Source organism: Streptomyces sp. NPDC003697, assembly GCF_053587115.1.
Window position 1 is genome coordinate 88,316 of the sequence record NZ_JBSFNN010000006.1, and the last position, 18,603, is coordinate 106,918.

Genomic DNA, 18,603 nt, shown 5'->3' on the forward strand with positions numbered 1-18,603 from the left:
GGTCATGGCCCCGAAGAACCGCCGCATGTCCGGCAAGAAGGGCGCGCAGGTCGGCAGCGGCGGCAAGCGGCGCCGGGGCCTGGAGGGCAAGGGCCCCACACCCCCCGCCGAGATGCGCAAGGGACACGCCAGGCAGCGCGCCGCCCAGGCGAAGACACGCCGCGTCCAGGGGCGCACGCAGCGCCGCGGTGGCGGCCGGTCGACGTCCGAGCTGGTCGTCGGCCGCAACCCCGTGGTCGAGGCGCTGCGCGAGGGCGTGCCCGCCACCACCCTGTACGTCCAGCAGTTCATCGACAACGACGAGCGGGTGCGCGAGGCGCTCCAGCTCGCGGCCGATCGCGGCGGGATCAACCTCATGGAGGCCCCCCGCCCCGAGCTCGACCGGATGACGAACGGGCTCAACCACCAGGGCCTCGTCCTCCAGGTGCCGCCGTACGAGTACGCCCACCCCGAGGACCTCGTCGACGCCGCCCACGACGAGGGCGAGGACCCGCTGATCGTCGCTCTGGACGGGGTGACCGACCCGCGCAACCTGGGTGCCGTCGTCCGGTCCGTCTCCGCCTTCGGCGGGCACGGCGTCGTCGTGCCCGAGCGGCGCGCGGCCGGTATGACCGCCGGCGCCTGGAAGACCTCCGCCGGTACGGCCGCCCGGACCCCGGTGGCCCGCGCCACCAACCTGACGCGCGCCCTGGAGGCGTACAAGAAGGCGGGGATCACGGTGATCGGTCTCGCCGCGGACGGCGAGGCGGAACTCGGCGAGGTGGAGGCCCTGCAGGGGCCGGTCGTCGTGGTGGTCGGCAGTGAGGGCAAGGGCCTGTCCCGGCTCGTCGGCGAGACCTGCGACGTGCGGGTGCGGATCCCGATGCCGGGCGGCGCGGAGTCCCTCAACGCCGGTGTCGCGGCGGGCATCGTGCTGTACGAGGCGTCCCGCAGGCGCTCCTGAACCGTCCGGGGCCGGGTGCCTGAACCACCCGGCGCCGGACGCCCGCACCGTCGTCCCGGACGCCCGCACAGCCGTCCCCGCGGTCACCCACTCGCGTGGATGCGGGCGAACACGGCGAGCTTGACGGGGTCCGGACACATCCGACGCGCGGCGCCAGTGTCCTAACCCGACATCACTCGGTTAGATGAGTGTGGACACCAGAACACCCCGCACACCCACGGGGGACCGCTCGTCGGGACACGACGACGCTCCCGCGCTGAGCATGGTGAAGGTGCCGAGCGACCCGGCGCAGATCATCGTCAGTCACGCGAGTTTCCGCGTGCAGTTGGGTGCCGCGACGCCGCGCACCCGGTCCCCGCGCATCGCCCGGCACATGAGCGCCACCGAGGACACCGTCCGTATGCCCGTCGTCGGCACGGCGGGCCGGACCGGCGCGGCCGCGCACCGCCGCCCGGTCGTCTGGAGCGGGCGGTCCGCCCCCGACGACACCGGCGCCCACCGGCTGCTGCAGGCCGTGCGGACCGGCAGCGTCCGGCACGGCGACGACCCGGCCGACGCCGGGACCACCCGTGTCATCCCGCGCGTCGACGTCGGGGTGCGCCCCGGCGCGCCCTACGGCGACGACGGCTACGACGACCTCGCCCGGACCGCCGAGACCCCGGTCGTCGGCGCCCGCCGCACGCCCGAGGGGACCCGTCTCCTGCCGCACACGCGGGCCGCCGTCGGCGCGTACGACGAACCCGCCCACGCCGCCCCCGCGCACGGCGGTGACGGCTACCGGGAGCAGGGCCACGGCGAACCGCCGTACGGGACGCCCGAGTTCGGTGCCGACGAGCACGACGGCACGGCCGGGCGCGGACGGGTGCCGTCCCGGCGGCAGAGCGACGACCCCGCGCGGCACGCCTACTACCCGGGCCGCCGTATGAACCTCGGCGTCGTCCTGCTCCCGCTGCGGATCTTCCTGGGCTTCATCTCCCTCTACGCCGGCATGGGCAAGCTGTGCGACCCGCTGTACTTCGACGGCGGCGAGCGCGGCTCCATGGTCAAGTGGCTCAACTCCCTGCACCCCTGGGAAGTCGCCGAGCCGCTGCGCCAGTTCGCGCTGCACCACCCCATCGGCTCCGGCCTCGTGATCGCCTTCCTGCAGGTCATCGTCGGCGTCCTGACGGTGCTCGGGTGCTGGCAGCGGGTCGCCGCGGCCCTCGGCGCGCTGCTCTCGGCCGCGCTGATCGTCACCGTCAGCTGGAAGACGGTCCCTGCCTACGACGCGCCGGACATCATCTACCTCGCCGCCTGGTCCCCGCTGGTCATCGCCGGCGCCCCCGTGTACTCCGTCGACGGACGGCTCGCCGCCTCCGCGTGGCGGCGGCTCGGCCCGCGCTCCGACATCTGGGAGCTGCGCCAGTACGTGCTGCGCCGCGGTGCGCTGCTCACGTTCGTCGTCACCGGTCTCACGCTGCTCGTGGGCTCGGTGCTCGGCGGCGCGGTCCGCGACGCCGACCGCGTGGTCGTCCCCGGCCCGGGCGAGGCCCCGCGCAACGAGCTGCCCGGCTCGCCGCTGCCGAAGGAGTCCGGCGAGCGGCACGACAGGTCCCCCTCGGCGTCGACGGCGCCGAGCCGCGGCGGGGGCGCGTCGGCCAGCCCCTCCGGCGGTCCCGAGAGCGCACCGGGCGAGGCCCGCGAGAGCGGCACGGCCACCGGAGGCTCGCCCAGCCAGACCCAGGGCACCGGTGGCCAGGCCCCGCGGCGCCAGTCCTCCCCGGCCGAGCAGGCGCCCAGCACCAGCTCCGGTCCGGCTTCCGGCGGCGGCTCGACCGGCGGCGGTGGTTCCGGGGACTCCGGCAGCGGGTCCGGCGGCGGCAGCGGTTCCACGGGGCAGCCGGGCCTGGTGGGCGGGCTGCTGGGATAGGGCGCCGCTCCCCAACGAAGCCGAAGGGGTCCCGCTCCGAGGACGTGCGGGACCCCTTCGTCGTGCCGTTCCCGGCCGAGGCGCTCGGCGCGTCGGCGCCCTGCGGTGTCCGCGGTCCGCCGGGAGGGCGTCAGCGGCTCAGCGAGGCCAGTTCCTTGGCGGCCTCGGTGAGGTCCTTCGCCGTGTCGATGGCACGCCAGTACGCGCCCTGCGGGAGCGGGAAGCCGGCCAGCCGGCGCTCACGGGCCAGCCGCGGGAACGTGGTGCGTTCGTGGTCGCCGCGCTCGGGGAGCAGGGCGGCGAACTCGGGGGAGAAGACGTAGACGCCCGCGTTGATCTCGACGGTGGACGGCGGGGCCTCGATGAAGTCGGTGATGTGGCCGAAGCCGTCCGTCTTGACGGCGCCCCACGGCAGCCGCGGGCGGGCCAGCGCGAGGGTGGCCACCGCGTCGCGCTCGGTGTGGAAGTCCGCCATGTCGCGCAGCGAGAAGCGGGTCCAGATGTCGCCGTTGGTCGCGTACCAGGACCGCTCGGGGTGGGGTAGATGAGCGGCGGCGAAACGCAGGCCGCCACCGCGGCCGAGGGGCTCGCTCTCCACGACGGTGACGACGCGGACGGGCAGGTCCGCCGACTTCAGCCAGTTCTGCAGGACCTCGGCGAGGTGACCGCAGGACACCACCACGTCCGTCACACCCTCTTCGGCGAGCCAGGCGAGCTGGTGGCCGATGATCGGGGTCCCCGTGCCGGGGATCTCGACCATGGGCTTCGGCCGGTCGTCGGTGTAGGGCCGCAGGCGTGAGCCCTGGCCACCGGCCAGGATCACGGCTTGAGTGGGGCGGGACGCCGCGTTCGGATGGGTCATGCCCGAACTGTACGTGGCGCCGCGCGGGCGGCTCGAGGCCGTGACCGGTCCGGGACGGCAGCGGCCGGCGAGGTACCCGGCAGTCCGGCCGGGGACGGGGGGCGAGCACGCGGCAGAGGCATGTGAGGCCCCGTCGGAGCCCGACGGGCGCTGTCAGCGGAGTCCGGGCGGCTCAGCGCAGCCCTGGCCGGGGATGGGAGGCGCTCGCGGGACTCAGCGCGCCCCTATCCAGGCTGTGGGCGGCGCTCGCGGGGCTCGGTGGAGTCCGTACGGGTCGGCCGAATTCGTGCGGGCCCCGCCGAGCCCCGGGTGGGACGGGGCTCGGCGGGCGGCCGGCCGGGGGTCCGGTGGGGGCCGGCCGGCCGGGGGGCCCGTGCGTGGTCAGCTGCGGGCGGCCAGGACGCCCGAGGCGAACGAGGTGTCACAGACCGGCCGGGCGTAGGACTGGGCGCGCGAGGGGCCGTAGATGCGGACGGCCGCGCGGCCCAGGGTGCGGGCGATCGAGGAGCAGTGCCGGGCCAGCGACGGGCGGCCGTTGACCGCCTGCTGGAGGTGGGTGAGCGCGACGCCCGGGTCCTTGTCCTGCAACTCCGTCAGCAGCCGGTCGCGCAGCACGTCCTGCGGGGCCAGGGCGCGGGCCCGGGAGACGTCGGCCACGGAGGCGTCCGACGCGGTGAGCACCGAGTTCGAGGGGTTCCCCGACCAGTTGACTCGGGTGACCGCGAGGGTCCCGGAGAGCACCAGGACGACGGGCAGGACGAGGGCGAGGGAGCGGCCGATCCGGCGGGCGGGGCCCCGGCCGCGACGCGTCTGTGGGGTGGTGGAGTGCTTCACGCGAGTGAGGTTAGCGCCCAGTGATGATTTGGCGACATTTAGTCACCCCTTCGAGGGATGCCGAACGCCCCTGTGGGAAGCGGGGAGTTGACGCACGCTGATCGAAATGGGCGGTATGCCGGGTCGGCCGGGGCAACGCAAGAGGGCCCCGCGCCAGTTCGCGGGGCCCTCTTCGTCGACCCGGGGTGAATCACCCGTAGGTGTACCGGTGGTTCAGCCGGTAGGGGACGGCGGGAGCGTCTCAGTCGGACAGCCGCTCGCCCGTGGAGGTCGAGAACACGTGGATCTCGCCCGGCTGCGGCACGACGTGGACCGTGGCGCCCTTCTCCGGCACGGCACGGCTGCTGACGCGGACGACCAGGTCCCTGGACTCGCCGCCGACCTGGACGGTGCCGTAGATGTAGCCGTCGGCGCCGGTCTCCTCGACGACGTTCACCGTCACCTCCAGGCCGGCCGGGGCGTTGTCCGCGTCCTTGGACAGCGCGTCGGCGACGGACCCGCCGAGCTCGACGACGTCGAAGTGCTCGGGCCGGACGCCGACGGTGACCGTGCGGTCGCCCCGGTCGGCGGCGGCCTTGAGGGCGTCACGGCCGACCGGGACGACGCTGTTGCCGAACTTCACGCCGCCGTCGGTGATCGGGACCTCGACCAGGTTCATCGCCGGGGAGCCGATGAAGCCGGCGACGAACAGGTTGGCCGGCTTGTCGTACATGTTGCGCGGCGAGTCGACCTGCTGGAGCAGGCCGTCCTTGAGCACGGCCACCCGGTCGCCCATCGTCATGGCCTCGACCTGGTCGTGGGTGACGTACACGGTGGTGATGCCGAGCCGGCGCTGCAGCGACGCGATCTGCGTGCGGGTGGAGACGCGGAGCTTGGCGTCGAGGTTGGACAGCGGCTCGTCCATGAGGAAGACCTGCGGCTCACGGACGATGGCGCGGCCCATCGCGACGCGCTGGCGCTGACCGCCCGAGAGGGCCTTCGGCTTGCGGTCCAGGTACTCGGTGAGGTCGAGGATCTTCGCGGCCTCCTCGACCTTCTGCCGGATCACCGCCTTGTTGACGCCGGCGATCTTGAGCGCGAAGCCCATGTTGTCGGCGACCGTCATGTGCGGGTAGAGCGCGTAGTTCTGGAACACCATGGCGATGTCCCGGTCCTTCGGCGGCAGGTGCGTCACGTCGCGGTCACCGATGCGGATGGCGCCGGCGTTCACGTCCTCCAGGCCGGCGAGCATGCGCAAGGAGGTGGACTTGCCGCAACCGGACGGGCCGACCAGGACGAGGAACTCCCCGTCGGCGATGTCGATGTCGAGAGCGTCGACGGCGGGCTTGTCGGAACCCGGGTAGATCCGGGTCGCCTTGTCGAACTGGACAGTGGCCATGGTGAATGGGCCCCCTTCTACCGGCAGGAACGTGCCGGACGATCCGTTGTAGGAAGGTGGTGAGCCACGACGGGGTGTATTCCGTTGTGGTGTAGTCCACACAGGTGAACTGGCACAGGACGGTACCTGGCGTTCACCTGGTCTGTCAGCAGTCCGGGGCCGGTGAACTCCGTGGAAATCCTCGACGGGTCGCGGCGGCGACGCGGGTACACTGCACGGGCACGCCCGTGCGCGCCTCCTTAGCTCAGCCGGCCAGAGCAACGCACTTGTAATGCGTAGGTCGTCGGTTCGAATCCGACAGGGGGCTCCGGTGAAACCCCAGGTCAGATGTCTCTGACCTGGGGTTTCGTCGTCAGCGGATGCGGCGGCGGCGCCGGGCGCGGGCCGCGCGGGTGTCGGCGGTCTCAGTTCTGGTCTCAGTGGGGCCCGGATCCGTGGGGGCGGCGGGGCGGGCACGAAGAACTCGCCCATGCGCCGCATGGCGTCCTTGGACAGGTGAGACCGGCTCTTCACGTACCGCCGGGTCTGGCTGATCTGGGTGTGGCGGAGGATCTCCATGATCGTGGGCATGTCCACGCCCAGCTCGTTGAGGATGGTGCCGGCGGTGTGGCGGCTTCCGTCGTAGAGGCGGCGGTCATCGATCCTGGCCTCCTTGAGCAGCTCCTTGAATTCCTCGTAGTCGGCGCGCGGGTCGAGCGGGCGTCCGTCCGGCCGGGAGAACACGACATCGTGCTCCTGCCACAGCTCGCCGGCGGCGGCCCGCGTCTCCTCTTGCCCGGCCTTGTGCTCGTGCAGGAACGGGATGAATTCAGTCTTGTCTCAGGCTGGCGCGATGCCGAGTACTCGTCCACCAGCGTCCGTGACACTCGACCTCACAGATGCGGGTGCTGACCTCGTGACGCGGACAGCCCATTTGCGCCGGCACGGCGCTAGGCAGAGTGGAGCAGCACAGGGGCTATGCGTCCTGCAGTGGTGCCTGTCACCAATCCATGTTGGCAGCCTGATCCGTTAGATAGCCGCAGTATTCAATGAAGTTGTCGAAGAGCGCCGGTGACTCCATCGCCAACGCTACTTGCTCTCGGAATTTCTCATCGTAGTAAACGTCCAAACCACTCTCGATCCACCTCATCCCCAACGGGGCGGCTTCCTTGCTAAGCCATTCGTCAATCGAGTCGAATGCGAGCTTCACGTCGTTGAAATCGTCAGCGTCGACAGGGGTGAAGCTGAAGTGTGAGTTTCCGCGAACGTCGCTGAGTACGGCCGGGAGGGCTCCAACATCTTCCATGTGGAACAGAAAAGTCGAACCGTTTTTATCGAACCCTCCATGCCCGTATGTATTGCGATATTCCTCGGCGATTCGGTAGAGAGTGTCGAAGTTCTCCTTTGCTGCTGGGTCCGCATCGACACTGAAAACTTTCCTGAACTTGATTCCCCATCGCTCACCGATGAAATCCTTCAGTGCGGATTCCGTGGGATCAAAGCCCTTGAATGGGAGCAGTAGTACCAAAGTGTGCTCTATGAGGCTGAAGTATGCGGAAACCATAGCTACTGTGTTATAGAATCCCTCAGTCGCCCGAGGAGCGATACGTCGCCCTCCACTTGGCAGGTCGACGTCGAGCCTCCCTTGGCCGGCGAAGGCGAGGGCTGCGCCTTCTTGGAAGTACTCGTAAATTTCGCGCAGCCGACGGTGCTGATTGCGGATCGTCAAGCGGCCCTGGCGAATTTGCTCATCAGCAAACTGCCTAAGTTGGCGCTTCTCTAGACTGCGCTGTGCGCTTTCCAGTAATTTCGTGATGCGGTTGAGAAGATCCTGAGCGTCATCCTCGGACGGCAGGGTGGAAGGATCGACGTACAGGCGGAGGCCAAATTTCTGATGAGCCAGTGAGCAGGAGATGCCGTCTGCCTTAAATGCGTATTCCCAGGCTAGCTTCTCTCCAAATCCGAGGTTTTGCAGTTCAAGCAATTCAAGGGCTATTCGGACGATTCCAGGGACAGGAAGCCTATCCGGGTCCATCCTGAGTCGATGGCGGGGGCGACCGATGGTCATTGCGAACCCCGGGTCATCAGGGTCAGCAGGCTTGATGGCATGCATGATGGTTGCCATGTGCTTTTTTAGCTGTTCATCTGCGAAAAGGTCCACAGAGCCCCCTGAGTTCATTGTGTTGAAACGGCGCCATTGGGTGACATTCGAGGGTCTCGGCGCCTAGCACTGCTCGCACTTAGAGTGGCGTATCAGTTTTGTCTCGCCGTCCCGTCGTCGTTGAGGTGAGAACGAGCGGCGGTCGTGAATGTGTGGATTGCGTTCAGTAGATCTAGATGCGTGTTACGGCCCTCATTCGTAGGAGCAGGGTCTCCATCTAGCATGTCGAACAGCGTGTAAGGTGCTTCGCCGTGGAGTGCGTCGAAGCGCACGTTGTGGGCATGATTCTCGATTTCCTGAGCGATGGCTGCGATATGTTCGGGTCCCTCGAGTTGCACGACGGCCGTAGCAAGTTTCAAAGGTTCAGTGGATGCTTCAGCTTGGATGCGCAAAGCCCGGCTGTTCACTTCTTGGCGCCTGGCTCTGTCCCGCAGTGAAATGCCCAACTGCTCACCAGCTTGCTGTGCACAATGGCCCCACAGGGTCTTATGCCAGTAGGTGCGGGCTTCCATGAGGAGAGCAGCGTAAGCATCTCGCTGGTGTTGGCGGCGCACGGCATCCACGGGACCTCGGTAGGCGCCTCGACCTTGCAGGTGGCCAGCACTATATGCAGCCCCTGCCGCCAACAAAGCGACTGGACTGGAGATAAGAGCCGCTGTTATAGCGGGGTCCATGCGACGTGACCGCCCTTCATCATGGGCGGGTAGAGGCCCCCGCCGTGCGGATTGTGGCCTCGATATATCGCTGCCTTCATGCCGGATGTGGCGCCCCGTGCTCTGTCGATCGTACAGAGCACGCCTTCGGTGAAAGCGTAGAGCATTTACGACTATGCATGCCCTAGGTTGATGATGGAGTAATTGTTACGCTCTCTTCCGCTAGAAAAGCGGACCTTGGTTACCTCTACCTCGGCTTCAACACGCTTGTTGAAGAACCTATCGAGTTGACCGGTAAGTTCCCCTCCGGTGCTGGCGCGGATCCTTTCCCCTGAATCGGTCCGAATCTCCACCTTGCCGTCGAAGGAACTAGCAGCTCCCAGCCAGCCAACGATAGTCACTATCTCCGCCTCAGTGAACTCGCTGTGCTCGCATAGGTAACGCACCCTTTGCACGCCTGCAGGACTCCACGTGCTATTTCTGATCCCGTCGCCCGGTGCATGCCAGGCAACGCGTACGCCGACTCGAGCGTCGGTCAGCCCGGCAGTGAGCAGTGCTATGTGTTTCATGGAGCGCTGCCCTAGAGGGGCCAACTGGTCCGTCAGGAGTTCGTCCGACAATCCAGCACCTTCTGAAAGGTCCACGATGTCTAGTACTTTATCTACGGCTTCGTCGAGAAGTGTCCGTCGATTACTCGAGGGCTCGCCGAAAAGGTCTTCTTGGCCGGTGTCAGTGTCTGGCCCGTACAACTCCACTCCGAAAGATGACGGAAATGTTGCAGCCGCACTTAGAGCTGTAGCGTCCCTGATATCACGAGGAATGGAAGCTGCATTAGTGGGACGCCCCGCCAGAGCCTGTGCCACTGACGACACAGACTCCTGCAGGTTGGTCAGGAATGCGCCCAGTGTTGAAACAGGCACTGTGTGATTGGCGGTTGGTTCTCCGGTCAAAGCCACATCGAGGCGCCTGCGCTCCAGTTGAGCCCCCATGCCTCCGATGGACTCAAGCAGGCGGCTGCGCTGGACTTCCGCAAACTCAGCCGGCGTGGTTGGCGTTTCTCGGCTTCCATGCGTGAGGTTGTTGCGAATTCCTCTTAGCCAAGCACGAACGGCCTCGGCGTCTGTGGGATCAGGCCTCGGTACGCGCGGTGTCACAGCAGCACCTCCACGTATCCTCGACGCAGCTCACTGGGTACTGAGTGGGCAGATGCCGGTCTGATGCACTGCCACACCTCATCGTAGAGGCCTAGGTCCCTGAACGAGGCGCTTGAGTCCTTAGCCAAGAGGCCCGGCGACATCTGCGAGACGGGGAGCCTCTCAGGCAGTCGCAGGAGAAGCGCGTCCACACGCATGCCTTGCTCGACGCACCAGCCACGCAGGGTGAGGTCGTCTAGGAAAGCCAGAGTCTCCCGATCCAGTCGGTCATAGGCCCCCGCACTCAACAGGTAGGTCACGTCAACGTCGCTGGGGTCAGGCTTGTCGCTGACGAAGCTGCCTCCTACCCACATGCGGCTGATCCCTCCTGCCAGTGCCTCGACTATCGCTCGGTGCTCAGTCCATTCTTCCCAGATTTGACGTCTCACGTCAGAGCCTGTGGATTCCACAAGTGCCCTGTACAACTCATCCGGCGAAGCTGCGTAACGGCCTGGTGGCAGCATGCCGGTCCCTGGATCCAACGTTGGCAAGCAACTCAAGATGCCCCGATCCCCCCTCTTGCTGCAAAGCTCAACGATCCTAGCGACGACTCCCCTGCCGTGAGCGGCGTCCAGTGACCTTGTTACCCACACGATGCCCTCATGTAGCAGGGTTCAACAGAGACCGGGTGGCTTCCTGGGGGCGGTCGGCGGTGGATGTTGACCCTCAGGGCGCGCCCCAGAGAGAGCCACAGTTCAGCCCCAGGGTGGTAATCGATCTCAGGGGCCGTCCATCTGCGGGCCGCAAGCTTCTTCCGCATCGGCGGTTGCCCCAACGTCCGGGGCCGCCGGTCTCAGTTGCAGTCTCCTTTGGCGCTTGGTCCGGCCACGTCCGCCTGCGTCCGCCGTAGCGTACTGCCCTGTTTGACCAGGGCAATAGCTTCCTTGGCGGACGCCTACGGACGTAAACGGACCAAGATCGGACAACTTGTAATGCGTAGGTCGTCGGTTCGAATCCGACAGGGGGCTCCCCTGGACCCCAGGTCAGGCACCGCCTGGCCTGGGGTTCCGCCGTTTCGGGCGCCCGTGGCGACGGCGGGCGCCCGGGCGGTGCGCCGGCTGCCGCCGTACGGGCGGTGGTGGCTGCTGCCGGGTCTCGCCGGCGTTAGGCTCCTTCCCCTGGCGGCCCACCGGCCCGTCCGCACCGTTCCGCCCGCGGCCGGCCTCGACGCACGACACGTGAGCGGAGGCCGCGGGGCGCGGCTGAGGCTGGGGCCGAGCAAAACCGTGAGCACGTGATGGGCCGCAGGAATCAATGGCTGTATCCGGGTTGAGGTGCGGCCTCGAAGAATGCGGGAGATGCGTCGGTTTCCTCTCGGGCGGTCATCGCGGAATCCGGCAGGTCCCGGTGCCGTCGGTGCTTGTGATCTGCGAGCCGTACGGGTAGCGGGCGGCGGATTTGCGCGGTCGCTGGCGCATTGTGGCCCTGAGGTCGAGTGGGTGAGCCGGTCCGTCTCCAGGGTGCTGCTGGATCGCGCTCGGGTTCAGTGTCCCCGCACAGGAATCGACACGCTGGTCCGCCACTGAATCGCATGATCGCACCGCGCGTCCCCGATGAGGCGCCGGGAGCACCGGAACGGGGCAGGGGGCGCAGGCTTGGCGCGTCTGCGCCCAGAACCGCAGGCTGAGACTGATGGACCGACCGCAGGAACCGGCACGGCGCCGGATCCGTGTGCGGGCGGGCGCGAAAACCCCTAGGTGATCAAGCTAGGGGCTTTCGGCCGTAACAACCGACTAGATAATAGACTGACTGTTAAGAACTGCCATGAGCCGTAAAGGTGGGACACGCAATTTGTTCAGTCAAGCGATATTCGTGGACCACGTGAAAGGAGCAGATGCCGCCGCGGTCGTGAATATCTTCCATAACAATCAGTACACTCAGGCCGGCCTTGACTAAAGTGAGTAGCAAGACCATGCCGCTTACAACGCGTGCGAATCTGATGTTGCGAATGCGTCGGCCGCCCCTGGATGACGGCGGCGGACTCGTGCACTCGTCCACTCTGGAGTTGTGACCGGTGCTGCCCCTTCTGGCGAGCAGCCCTGGAACAATATCCCTGATCTTCACTTGACTTCCTTTCGCCACCGCGGCGAATGCCGCGCAGGGCAGGGCCACCCACGGTTGGATGGACCCCCTGCGCGGCACTCGCTTCGCAACGAAGGAAGTGCCGCCAGTGCCTGGTGAGCACGGGCGTTGGCCGCAGAATACTCATCCGCTAAGGCCCACGGCATCCCCCTTCCGGGGGATTGCACTTTTGTGCGCCCTAGGGTCCGAGCGGCGTGCAGGGATTCCGCCCGCGGGCGCGTGGCAGCGCCCCGCCTCAAGCACCGTGACCCTCAACGGCGGTCCCGGGCCTAGGTTGTCGCGTGGGATGCCGCTCCAGGCACAGGGGCCGCCCGCACCGGGCGGTGCGGGCGGCCCCTGAGTTTCGTGGGAGTGCTCAGTCCCTGCGCAGCACCGTCGTCAGGACCTGCCGCAGCGTCGCCGCGGGGTCCGGGACGGCGCCGGGCGCCCGCCACGCCACGAACCCGTCCGGCCGTACCAGCACCGCCCCGTCGGGCGTCGTGCCGTGGACCCGTGCCCAGTCGGGCGCCTGCGCCGCACCACCCGCAGGCGGCCCGCCGGCTCCGGGCCCGCCGACTCCGGGGCCACCGGTTCCGGGGCCGCCGGCACCCGGCACGTCCGCCGGGCGGTTCCCGGCAGGCCCAGCCGCCGGTCCGCCCCCGCCGGTTCCGGGGCCGCCGGTTCCGGGCCCACCGGCACCGGGCCCACCGGCTCCGGGGCCACCGGCACCGGGCCCGTCGGTACCCGGCACGTCCGCCGGCCGGTTTCCGGTGTCCGGGTCCGCCGGGGCGTAGGTCAGATCGGCGTCGTCGCCGGCGCCGATCCGGTAGCTCTGGAGCGCCACGCCGTCCTCCGCGGCGACGTGCTGGGCGGCCTCGTGCCAGCCCGCCGTGCCTCGCGCGTCGCTGAGCAGCACCATCGTGCGCTCGTACAGGTCCAGCGTGGACAGCCGCCGGCCGAGGCGGCGCAGCCACATGTGGGGGGCCCGGGTGCCGGGCTCGCCGGTCAGGTGGACGCCGTCCGGCACGATCTCCTGCTCCGGGTCGGCCCCGAGGACGGCACCGCCGGGGTAGCGGTAGCCCAGGACGACGTTGAGGATGCCGCCGCGCGGGCCGCCGCCGACCCCGGGGGCGGGGGCGAAACCGGGGTGGCTGTGCTCCACGGAGCGGGCCGAGGCGCGGGCACTGGTCGCCCGGGCCACCGGCCGGCGCTCGGTGTCGTAGGTCTCCAGCAGGCCGGGACCGGCCCAGCCGCCGAGCACGGCCGCGAGCTTCCAGGCCAGGTTGTGCGCGTCCTGGATGCCGGTGTTGGAGCCGAACGCACCCGTCGGGGACATCTCGTGGGCGGAGTCGCCGGCGAGGAAGACCCGGCCGGCCGAGTACCGGTCTGCGACCCGTTCGGCGGCACGCCAGGAGGCCTTTCCGGTGATCTCCACGTCCAGGTCGGGCACCCCGACGGCCCGGCGGATGTGCCGCGCGCAGCGGTCCTCGGTGAACTCCTCCAGCGTCTCGCCGCGCTCCGGGTGCCAGGGGGCGTGGAAGACCCAGTGCTCCCCGTTGTCGACGGGCAGCAGGGCGCCGTCGGCTTCGGGGTCGGTGAGGTAGCAGCAGATGAAGCGGCGCTCGCCCACCACGTCGGCGAGGAGCTTGGAGCGGAAGGTGAGGCTCACGTTGGCGAACAGGTCGCCCGGCCCCGTCTGGCCGATGCCGAGGCTGCGGCGGACCGGACTGCGCGGGCCGTCGGCGGCGACGAGGTAGTCGGCACGGACGGTGTAGGGCTCGTCGGTGCCGCGGTCGACGATCACCGCGCTCACCCCGTCGGCGTCCTGTTCGAAGGACTCCATCCGGTGGTGGTACCGCAGGTCCCCGCCGAGGGCGCGGGCGCCCCTCAGCAGCACCGGCTCCAGGTCGTTCTGGCTGCACAGGCACCAGCCGGTCGGGCTGAACCTCGCCAGGCCCCCGCCCGGGTCGATGTGTTTGAAAAGCCACTCGCCGGCGTCGCCGACCAGGGTCGGGGTCTGCAGGATGCCGTGGTTGCCGGCGAGCAGGGACGCCGCCGCCTTGATGTCCGGCTCGATGCCGGCCACCCGGAAGAGTTCCATCGTCCGGACGTTGTTGCCTCGTCCACGGGGGTGGACGGAGGTCCCGGCGTGCCGCTCGACGAGCAGGTGCGGCACGCCGAGGCGGCCCAGGAACAGCGACGTGGACAGGCCCACCAGTGAGCCGCCGACGATGAGGACGGGAACCCGGTGGTCGGCTTCTTGGCGCATCGATTCCTCCATGAGCAGGGGGTTGCGGGAGTGGAGCGCACGGTCTGTTCATCCCCCCTGGGGGCCGCCGCGCGTGCGTCGGCGGGCCCAATCACCCGCGTGGTTCACACGAGTCGCGCGCCTTCCGGGACCGGCACATGATCGAAATCACGCTGACGTCGCGTCACCCGCGGCCGGCGTTCCCCTCTGCCCCGCGAAGGAGACGTACGCAGGATGACCACCACGTCTGAACGAGTCTCAGAACCTCTGATGCGACAGGCCGCGAAGCGGGTGTCCCAGTCCGTGTTCGACGGCTCCCGGCTCCGGGTCGTGCTTCTGGTGGACGTCTACGACGGCGCCCAGCAGCAGTTCCTGGAGGCGTACGAGCAGCTGTGCAACCAGGTCGCGTCCGTTCCCGGGCACGTCAGCGACCAGCTGTGCCAGTCGATCGAGAACCCCTCCCAGTGGCTCATCACGAGCGAGTGGGAGAGCGCGCCGCCGTTCCTCGCCTGGGTGAACAGCGAGGAGCACGTGCGGATGGTGGAACCGATGCACAGCTGTATCCGGGACACCCGGTCGCTGCGCTTCCACATCGTCCGCGAGACGGAGGCGCGCACCGGCGCCGCCGAGCGCCGGCTGCAGACGTCGCCCCGGATCGGCGACGGGGTGATCCGGCACGCGCTGACGTTCACGGTCAAGCCGGGCAGCGAGCGGAAGGTCGCCGAGATCCTGGCGGGCTACACCTCGCCCGAGCCGAGGGTCGACGACACCACCCGGCTGTGCCGCACCTCCCTGTTCATGCACGGCAACCGGGTCGTGCGGGCCATCGAGGTGCGGGGCGACCTGCTCGCGGCGCTGCGGCACGTGGCCCGGCAGCCCGAGGTGCGGGCGGTCGAGGAGGCCATCAACCCCTATCTGGAGCAGCACCGGGACCTCAACGACCAGGAGTCCTCGCGGGTCTTCTTCACCCGGGCGGCGCTGCCCGCCGTGCACCACGTGACGGTCGGCGAGGAGAGCCCGGAGGCCGAGCGGCACGCCCTGTACTACCCGGCGCGGCCCGGTCTCGGCATGAAGCTGGCCGAGCTGCTCGCCCAGCGGGACGAGCGCGCCGCGGACGACCCGCGCAGCCCGGTGCTGCGCAGCACGATCTTCGAGCGCGACGACGTCGTGGTGCGGCTGATCGACGTCCGGGGCGGCCTGGACAGCGACATCGCCCTGACCCTCGGCCTGACGGACCCCGCGCAGGTGACCGAGCTGACGACGCTGCCGGAGGGCGACCTCGCGAGCGTCGTCGAGCGCGCCCGCATGGACCTCATCACCGACCGCCGGTCCGCGCCGCAGGCCTGACGCCCGGCCGCCGGCCACGTCCCCGCCGACGCACCACACCAACGGAGGAACGTCGTGATCAAACCACGGCCCAGGATCGTGAACCTCAACGAGACCGAGCCCAACACCAAGCGCGGCGGCGATCTGCGCGCCATGCTCACTCCCGCCACGGTCGGTTCCACCAGCGGCTTCATGGGCGTCGCCATCGTCCAGCCCGGTGACCGCATCGGCGAGCACTACCACCCCTACTCCGAGGAGTTCGTCTACGTCGTCTGCGGCGATCTGGAGGTGGACCTGGACGGCGACCCGCACCCGCTCGGGCCGGAGCAGGGCCTGATGATCCCGGCCTACATGCGGCACCGCTTCCGCAACGTGGGCGACGTGGAGGCCCGGATCGTCTTCCACCTGGGTCCGCTGGCCCCGCGCCCGCAGCTCGGCCACGTCGACACGGAGGAGACCGAGGACGTCGCCGTCGCGGCCGCCGGGGAGGCCGCAACGGCGGAGGTGCGGTCATGACCAGGCGAGTGGCGGTCACCGGCATAGGCATCGTGGCGCCCGGCGGCATCGGCGCCCCGGCGTTCTGGGACCTGCTGGCCGGCGGGCGGACGGCGACACGGGGCATCACCTTCTTCGACCCCGCCGGCCTGCGGTCCCGGATAGCCGCCGAGTGCGACTTCGACCCGGTGGCCTGCGGGCTGGACGAGGAGCAGATCGCCCGCTGCGACCGGTACATCCAGTTCGCGCTGGTCGCCGGCGAGGAGGCCGTACGGGACTCCGGTCTCGACCTGGCCCGGGAGGACCCCTGGCGGGTGGGGGTGTCCCTGGGCACCGCCGTCGGCGGCACCACCCGGCTGGAGCACGACTACGTCCTGGTCAGCCACGGCGGCGAGCGCTGGGACGTGGACCACGAGCGGGCCGAGCCCCATCTGCACCGGGCGTTCACGCCGAGCACCCTGGCCTCGACGGTGGCGGAGCGCTTCGGGGCGCACGGGCCGGTGCAGACCGTCTCCACGGGCTGCACCTCCGGCCTCGACGCGGTCGGATACGCCCTGCACACCGTGGAGGAGGGCCGGGCCGACATCTGCATAGCCGGGGCGTCGGACTCGCCCATATCGCCGATCACCATGGCGTGCTTCGACGCGATCAAGGCGACGTCGCCGAACAACGACGACCCCGCGCACGCGTCGCGCCCCTTCGACAACGACCGTGACGGGTTCGTCATGGGCGAGGGCGGCGCGGTGCTGGTCCTGGAGGAGCTGGAGCACGCCCGGGCCCGCGGTGCGCACGTGTACTGCGAGCTCAGCGGCTACGCCACCTTCGGCAACGCGTACCACATGACCGGCCTGACGAGTGAGGGTGTGGAGATGGCCCGGGCGATCGAGACCGCGCTCGACCACGCCCGCCTGGACGGCTCCGCGATCGACTACGTCAACGCGCACGGCTCCGGCACCCGGCAGAACGACCGGCACGAGACCGCCGCGGTGAAGCGGGCCCTCGGGCACCACGCCTACGACACGCCCATGAGCTCCATCAAGTCCATGGTGGGCCACTCGCTCGGGGCGATCGGGGCGATCGAGGTGGTGGCCTGTGTGCTGGCCCTGGCCCACCAGGTGGTCCCGCCGACCGCGAACTACGAGACCCCCGATCCCGAGTGCGACCTGGACTACGTCCCGCGGGTCGCCCGCGAGCGGAAGCTCGACAGCGTGCTCTCCGTGGGCAGCGGGTTCGGCGGCTTCCAGTCCGCGGTGATCCTGACCCGGCCGAGGGAGGGCACATGAGCAGTGCACCGCACGAGCGGCGCGCGGCCGTCACCGGCGTCGGTGTGGTCGCGCCGAACGGAACGAACGCCGAGACGTTCTGGAAGGCCACCCGGGAGGGCGTCGCCGTCCTCGACCGCATCACCCGCGAGGGCTGCGAGCACCTGCCGCTGAAGGTCGCCGGCGAGGTCCGCGCCTTCGAGGCGTCGGCGTCCGTCGAGGAGCGCTACCTCGTCCAGACGGACCGGTTCACGCACTTCGCGATGGCCGCCGCCGACGCGGCGCTGGAGGACGCCCGGCTCGGTCCGGGGGACACCGGCGACGTCCCGTTCTCGGCGGGCGTGGTCACTGCGGCCGGCTCCGGCGGTGGCGAGTTCGGCCAGCGGGAGCTGCAGAAGCTGTGGGGCAAGGGCAGCCGGTACGTGGGGCCCTGGCAGTCCATCGCCTGGTTCTACGCCGCCAGCACCGGCCAGATCTCCATCCGCCGCGGGTTCAAGGGCCCGTGCTCGGTCGTCGCCGCCGACGAGGCGGGCGGCCTGGACGCCCTCGCGCACGCGGCGCGGGCGGTCAGGCGCGGTACCGACGTGATCGTGGCCGGCTCGACGGAGGCGCCGCTGGCCCCGTACTCGATGGTCTGCCAGCTCGGTTACGGGGAGCTGAGCGGCGTGGCGGACCCGGCCCGGGCCTACCGACCGTTCACGGACTCGGCCTGCGGCTTCGTGCCCGCGGAGGGCGGCGCCATGCTCGTCGTGGAGAACGCGGCCTCGGCCCGGGAGCGGGAGGTGCCGGTGCGGGCCACCGTCGCCGGGCACGCGGCGACGTTCACCGGGCCCTCCCGCTGGGCGGAGTCCCGGGAAGGGCTGGCCCAGGCGATCCGCGGCGCGCTGGACGAGGCCGGCTGCGCCCCGGAGGAGGTCGACGTCGTCTTCGCCGACGCGCTCGGCATCCCGGAGGCGGACCGGGCCGAGGCGCTCGCGGTCGCCGACGCCCTGGGCGCGCACGCCCGGCGCGTGCCGGTCACCGCGCCGAAGACCGGCATCGGCCGGGCCTACTGCGCGGCACCCGTGCTGGACGCCGCGGCCGCCGTCCTCGCCATGGAGCACGGGATGGTCCCGCCGACCCCCAACGTCTTCGACACCTGCCATGACCTCGACCTGGTGACCGCCCGCGCCCGCGCCGCCGAGCTGCGCACGGCGCTGGTCCTCAGCCGGGGGCTCATGGGGTCGAACTCGGCGCTCGTGCTGCGGCACGGCGCCGCCGACGCCTCCTGGTGAGGCCGCCCGGAGCGAAACCGGAGCA

At 69.7% G+C, this 18,603-nt stretch carries 13 protein-coding genes, 1 tRNA gene and 3 pseudogenes; 7 read left to right on the plus strand and 10 right to left on the minus strand.

Going from position 1 to position 18,603, the window contains the following annotated elements:
* Positions 1-4: 4 nt before the first annotated feature.
* Positions 5-943, plus strand: a complete 939-nt coding sequence (gene rlmB, locus ACWDNY_RS04155) for a 23S rRNA (guanosine(2251)-2'-O)-methyltransferase RlmB (protein ID WP_451644150.1) — start codon at positions 5-7, stop codon at positions 941-943.
* Positions 944-1,127: 184 nt separating this feature from the next.
* Entirely contained in the window at positions 1,128-2,852 is a 1,725-nt protein-coding gene (locus tag ACWDNY_RS04160) for a DoxX family protein (RefSeq protein WP_451644151.1), read from the plus strand.
* 130 nt (positions 2,853-2,982) lie between these two features.
* On the opposite strand, the gene ACWDNY_RS04165 is transcribed toward ACWDNY_RS04160, so the two are convergent.
* From ACWDNY_RS04165 to ACWDNY_RS04175, 3 genes are all read right to left on the minus strand, one after another.
* Positions 2,983-3,714, minus strand: coding sequence for a nucleotidyltransferase family protein (locus ACWDNY_RS04165; RefSeq protein WP_451644152.1), 732 nt, complete (start codon positions 3,712-3,714; stop codon positions 2,983-2,985).
* Between the two features lie 381 nt (positions 3,715-4,095).
* Positions 4,096-4,548 (minus strand): hypothetical protein, encoded by a 453-nt coding sequence (locus ACWDNY_RS04170; protein ID WP_451644153.1) that lies wholly within the window; start codon positions 4,546-4,548, stop codon positions 4,096-4,098.
* Positions 4,549-4,789: 241 nt separating this feature from the next.
* Entirely contained in the window at positions 4,790-5,926 is a 1,137-nt protein-coding gene (locus ACWDNY_RS04175) for an ABC transporter ATP-binding protein (protein ID WP_451644154.1), read from the minus strand.
* Between the two features lie 233 nt (positions 5,927-6,159).
* Between ACWDNY_RS04175 and ACWDNY_RS04180 the strand changes: the two genes are divergently transcribed.
* A tRNA-Thr gene (locus ACWDNY_RS04180) sits at positions 6,160-6,233 on the plus strand.
* 254 nt (positions 6,234-6,487) lie between these two features.
* On the opposite strand, the pseudogene ACWDNY_RS04185 reads toward ACWDNY_RS04180, so the two are convergent.
* The 7 genes and pseudogenes from ACWDNY_RS04185 to ACWDNY_RS04215 all read right to left on the minus strand — a co-directional run.
* Positions 6,488-6,649 (minus strand): annotated as a pseudogene (locus tag ACWDNY_RS04185) (tyrosine-type recombinase/integrase); the annotation flags it as partial.
* A gap of 256 nt (positions 6,650-6,905) precedes the next feature.
* A complete protein-coding gene (locus ACWDNY_RS04190) occupies positions 6,906-8,066 on the minus strand; it encodes a hypothetical protein (RefSeq protein WP_451644155.1) in 1,161 nt (386 codons plus the stop codon).
* Between the two features lie 92 nt (positions 8,067-8,158).
* A complete protein-coding gene (locus ACWDNY_RS04195) occupies positions 8,159-8,578 on the minus strand; it encodes a hypothetical protein (protein WP_451644156.1) in 420 nt (139 codons plus the stop codon).
* Between the two features lie 314 nt (positions 8,579-8,892).
* Complete coding sequence (locus tag ACWDNY_RS04200; protein WP_451644157.1) at positions 8,893-9,474, minus strand: hypothetical protein; 582 nt, start codon at positions 9,472-9,474, stop codon at positions 8,893-8,895.
* Positions 9,475-9,869: 395 nt separating this feature from the next.
* On the minus strand, positions 9,870-10,376 hold the full coding sequence (locus ACWDNY_RS04205) for a DUF6932 family protein (RefSeq protein WP_451644158.1): 507 nt from the start codon (positions 10,374-10,376) through the stop codon (positions 9,870-9,872).
* Between the two features lie 1,973 nt (positions 10,377-12,349).
* Positions 12,350-12,523 (minus strand): annotated as a pseudogene (locus ACWDNY_RS04210) (aromatic-ring hydroxylase C-terminal domain-containing protein); the annotation flags it as partial.
* A 309-nt stretch (positions 12,524-12,832) separates the two neighbouring features.
* Positions 12,833-14,242 (minus strand): annotated as a pseudogene (locus ACWDNY_RS04215) (FAD-dependent oxidoreductase); the annotation flags it as partial.
* Between the two features lie 213 nt (positions 14,243-14,455).
* On the opposite strand from ACWDNY_RS04215, the gene ACWDNY_RS04220 reads away from it, so the two are divergent.
* From ACWDNY_RS04220 to ACWDNY_RS04235, 4 genes are read left to right on the plus strand one after another with little or no spacing between them, the layout of a single operon-like run.
* Positions 14,456-15,568, plus strand: a complete 1,113-nt coding sequence (locus tag ACWDNY_RS04220) for a SchA/CurD-like domain-containing protein (protein WP_451644159.1) — start codon at positions 14,456-14,458, stop codon at positions 15,566-15,568.
* 54 nt (positions 15,569-15,622) lie between these two features.
* Complete coding sequence (locus ACWDNY_RS04225) at positions 15,623-16,063, plus strand: cupin domain-containing protein (RefSeq protein ID WP_451644160.1); 441 nt, start codon at positions 15,623-15,625, stop codon at positions 16,061-16,063.
* Positions 16,060-17,325, plus strand: a complete 1,266-nt coding sequence (locus ACWDNY_RS04230) for a beta-ketoacyl-[acyl-carrier-protein] synthase family protein (RefSeq protein WP_451644161.1) — start codon at positions 16,060-16,062, stop codon at positions 17,323-17,325. The genes ACWDNY_RS04225 and ACWDNY_RS04230 overlap by 4 nt, the downstream gene beginning before the upstream one ends.
* Positions 17,322-18,578 (plus strand): beta-ketoacyl synthase N-terminal-like domain-containing protein, encoded by a 1,257-nt coding sequence (locus ACWDNY_RS04235; protein ID WP_451644162.1) that lies wholly within the window; start codon positions 17,322-17,324, stop codon positions 18,576-18,578. Before ACWDNY_RS04230 ends, ACWDNY_RS04235 begins: the two co-directional genes overlap by 4 nt.
* Positions 18,579-18,603: the final 25 nt, after the last annotated feature.

Coding starts and splice junctions, on each gene's coding strand:
- rlmB (WP_451644150.1), top strand. CDS start 5: ATGGCCCCGAAGAACCGCCGCATGTCCGGCAAGAAGGGCGCGCAGGTC.
- ACWDNY_RS04160 (WP_451644151.1), top strand. CDS start 1,128: ATGAGTGTGGACACCAGAACACCCCGCACACCCACGGGGGACCGCTCG.
- ACWDNY_RS04165 (WP_451644152.1), bottom strand. CDS start 3,714: ATGACCCATCCGAACGCGGCGTCCCGCCCCACTCAAGCCGTGATCCTG.
- ACWDNY_RS04175 (WP_451644154.1), bottom strand. CDS start 5,926: ATGGCCACTGTCCAGTTCGACAAGGCGACCCGGATCTACCCGGGTTCC.
- ACWDNY_RS04195 (WP_451644156.1), bottom strand. CDS start 8,578: ATGGAAGCCCGCACCTACTGGCATAAGACCCTGTGGGGCCATTGTGCA.
- ACWDNY_RS04205 (WP_451644158.1), bottom strand. CDS start 10,376: ATGCTGCCACCAGGCCGTTACGCAGCTTCGCCGGATGAGTTGTACAGG.
- ACWDNY_RS04220 (WP_451644159.1), top strand. CDS start 14,456: ATGACCACCACGTCTGAACGAGTCTCAGAACCTCTGATGCGACAGGCC.
- ACWDNY_RS04230 (WP_451644161.1), top strand. CDS start 16,060: ATGACCAGGCGAGTGGCGGTCACCGGCATAGGCATCGTGGCGCCCGGC.
- ACWDNY_RS04235 (WP_451644162.1), top strand. CDS start 17,322: ATGAGCAGTGCACCGCACGAGCGGCGCGCGGCCGTCACCGGCGTCGGT.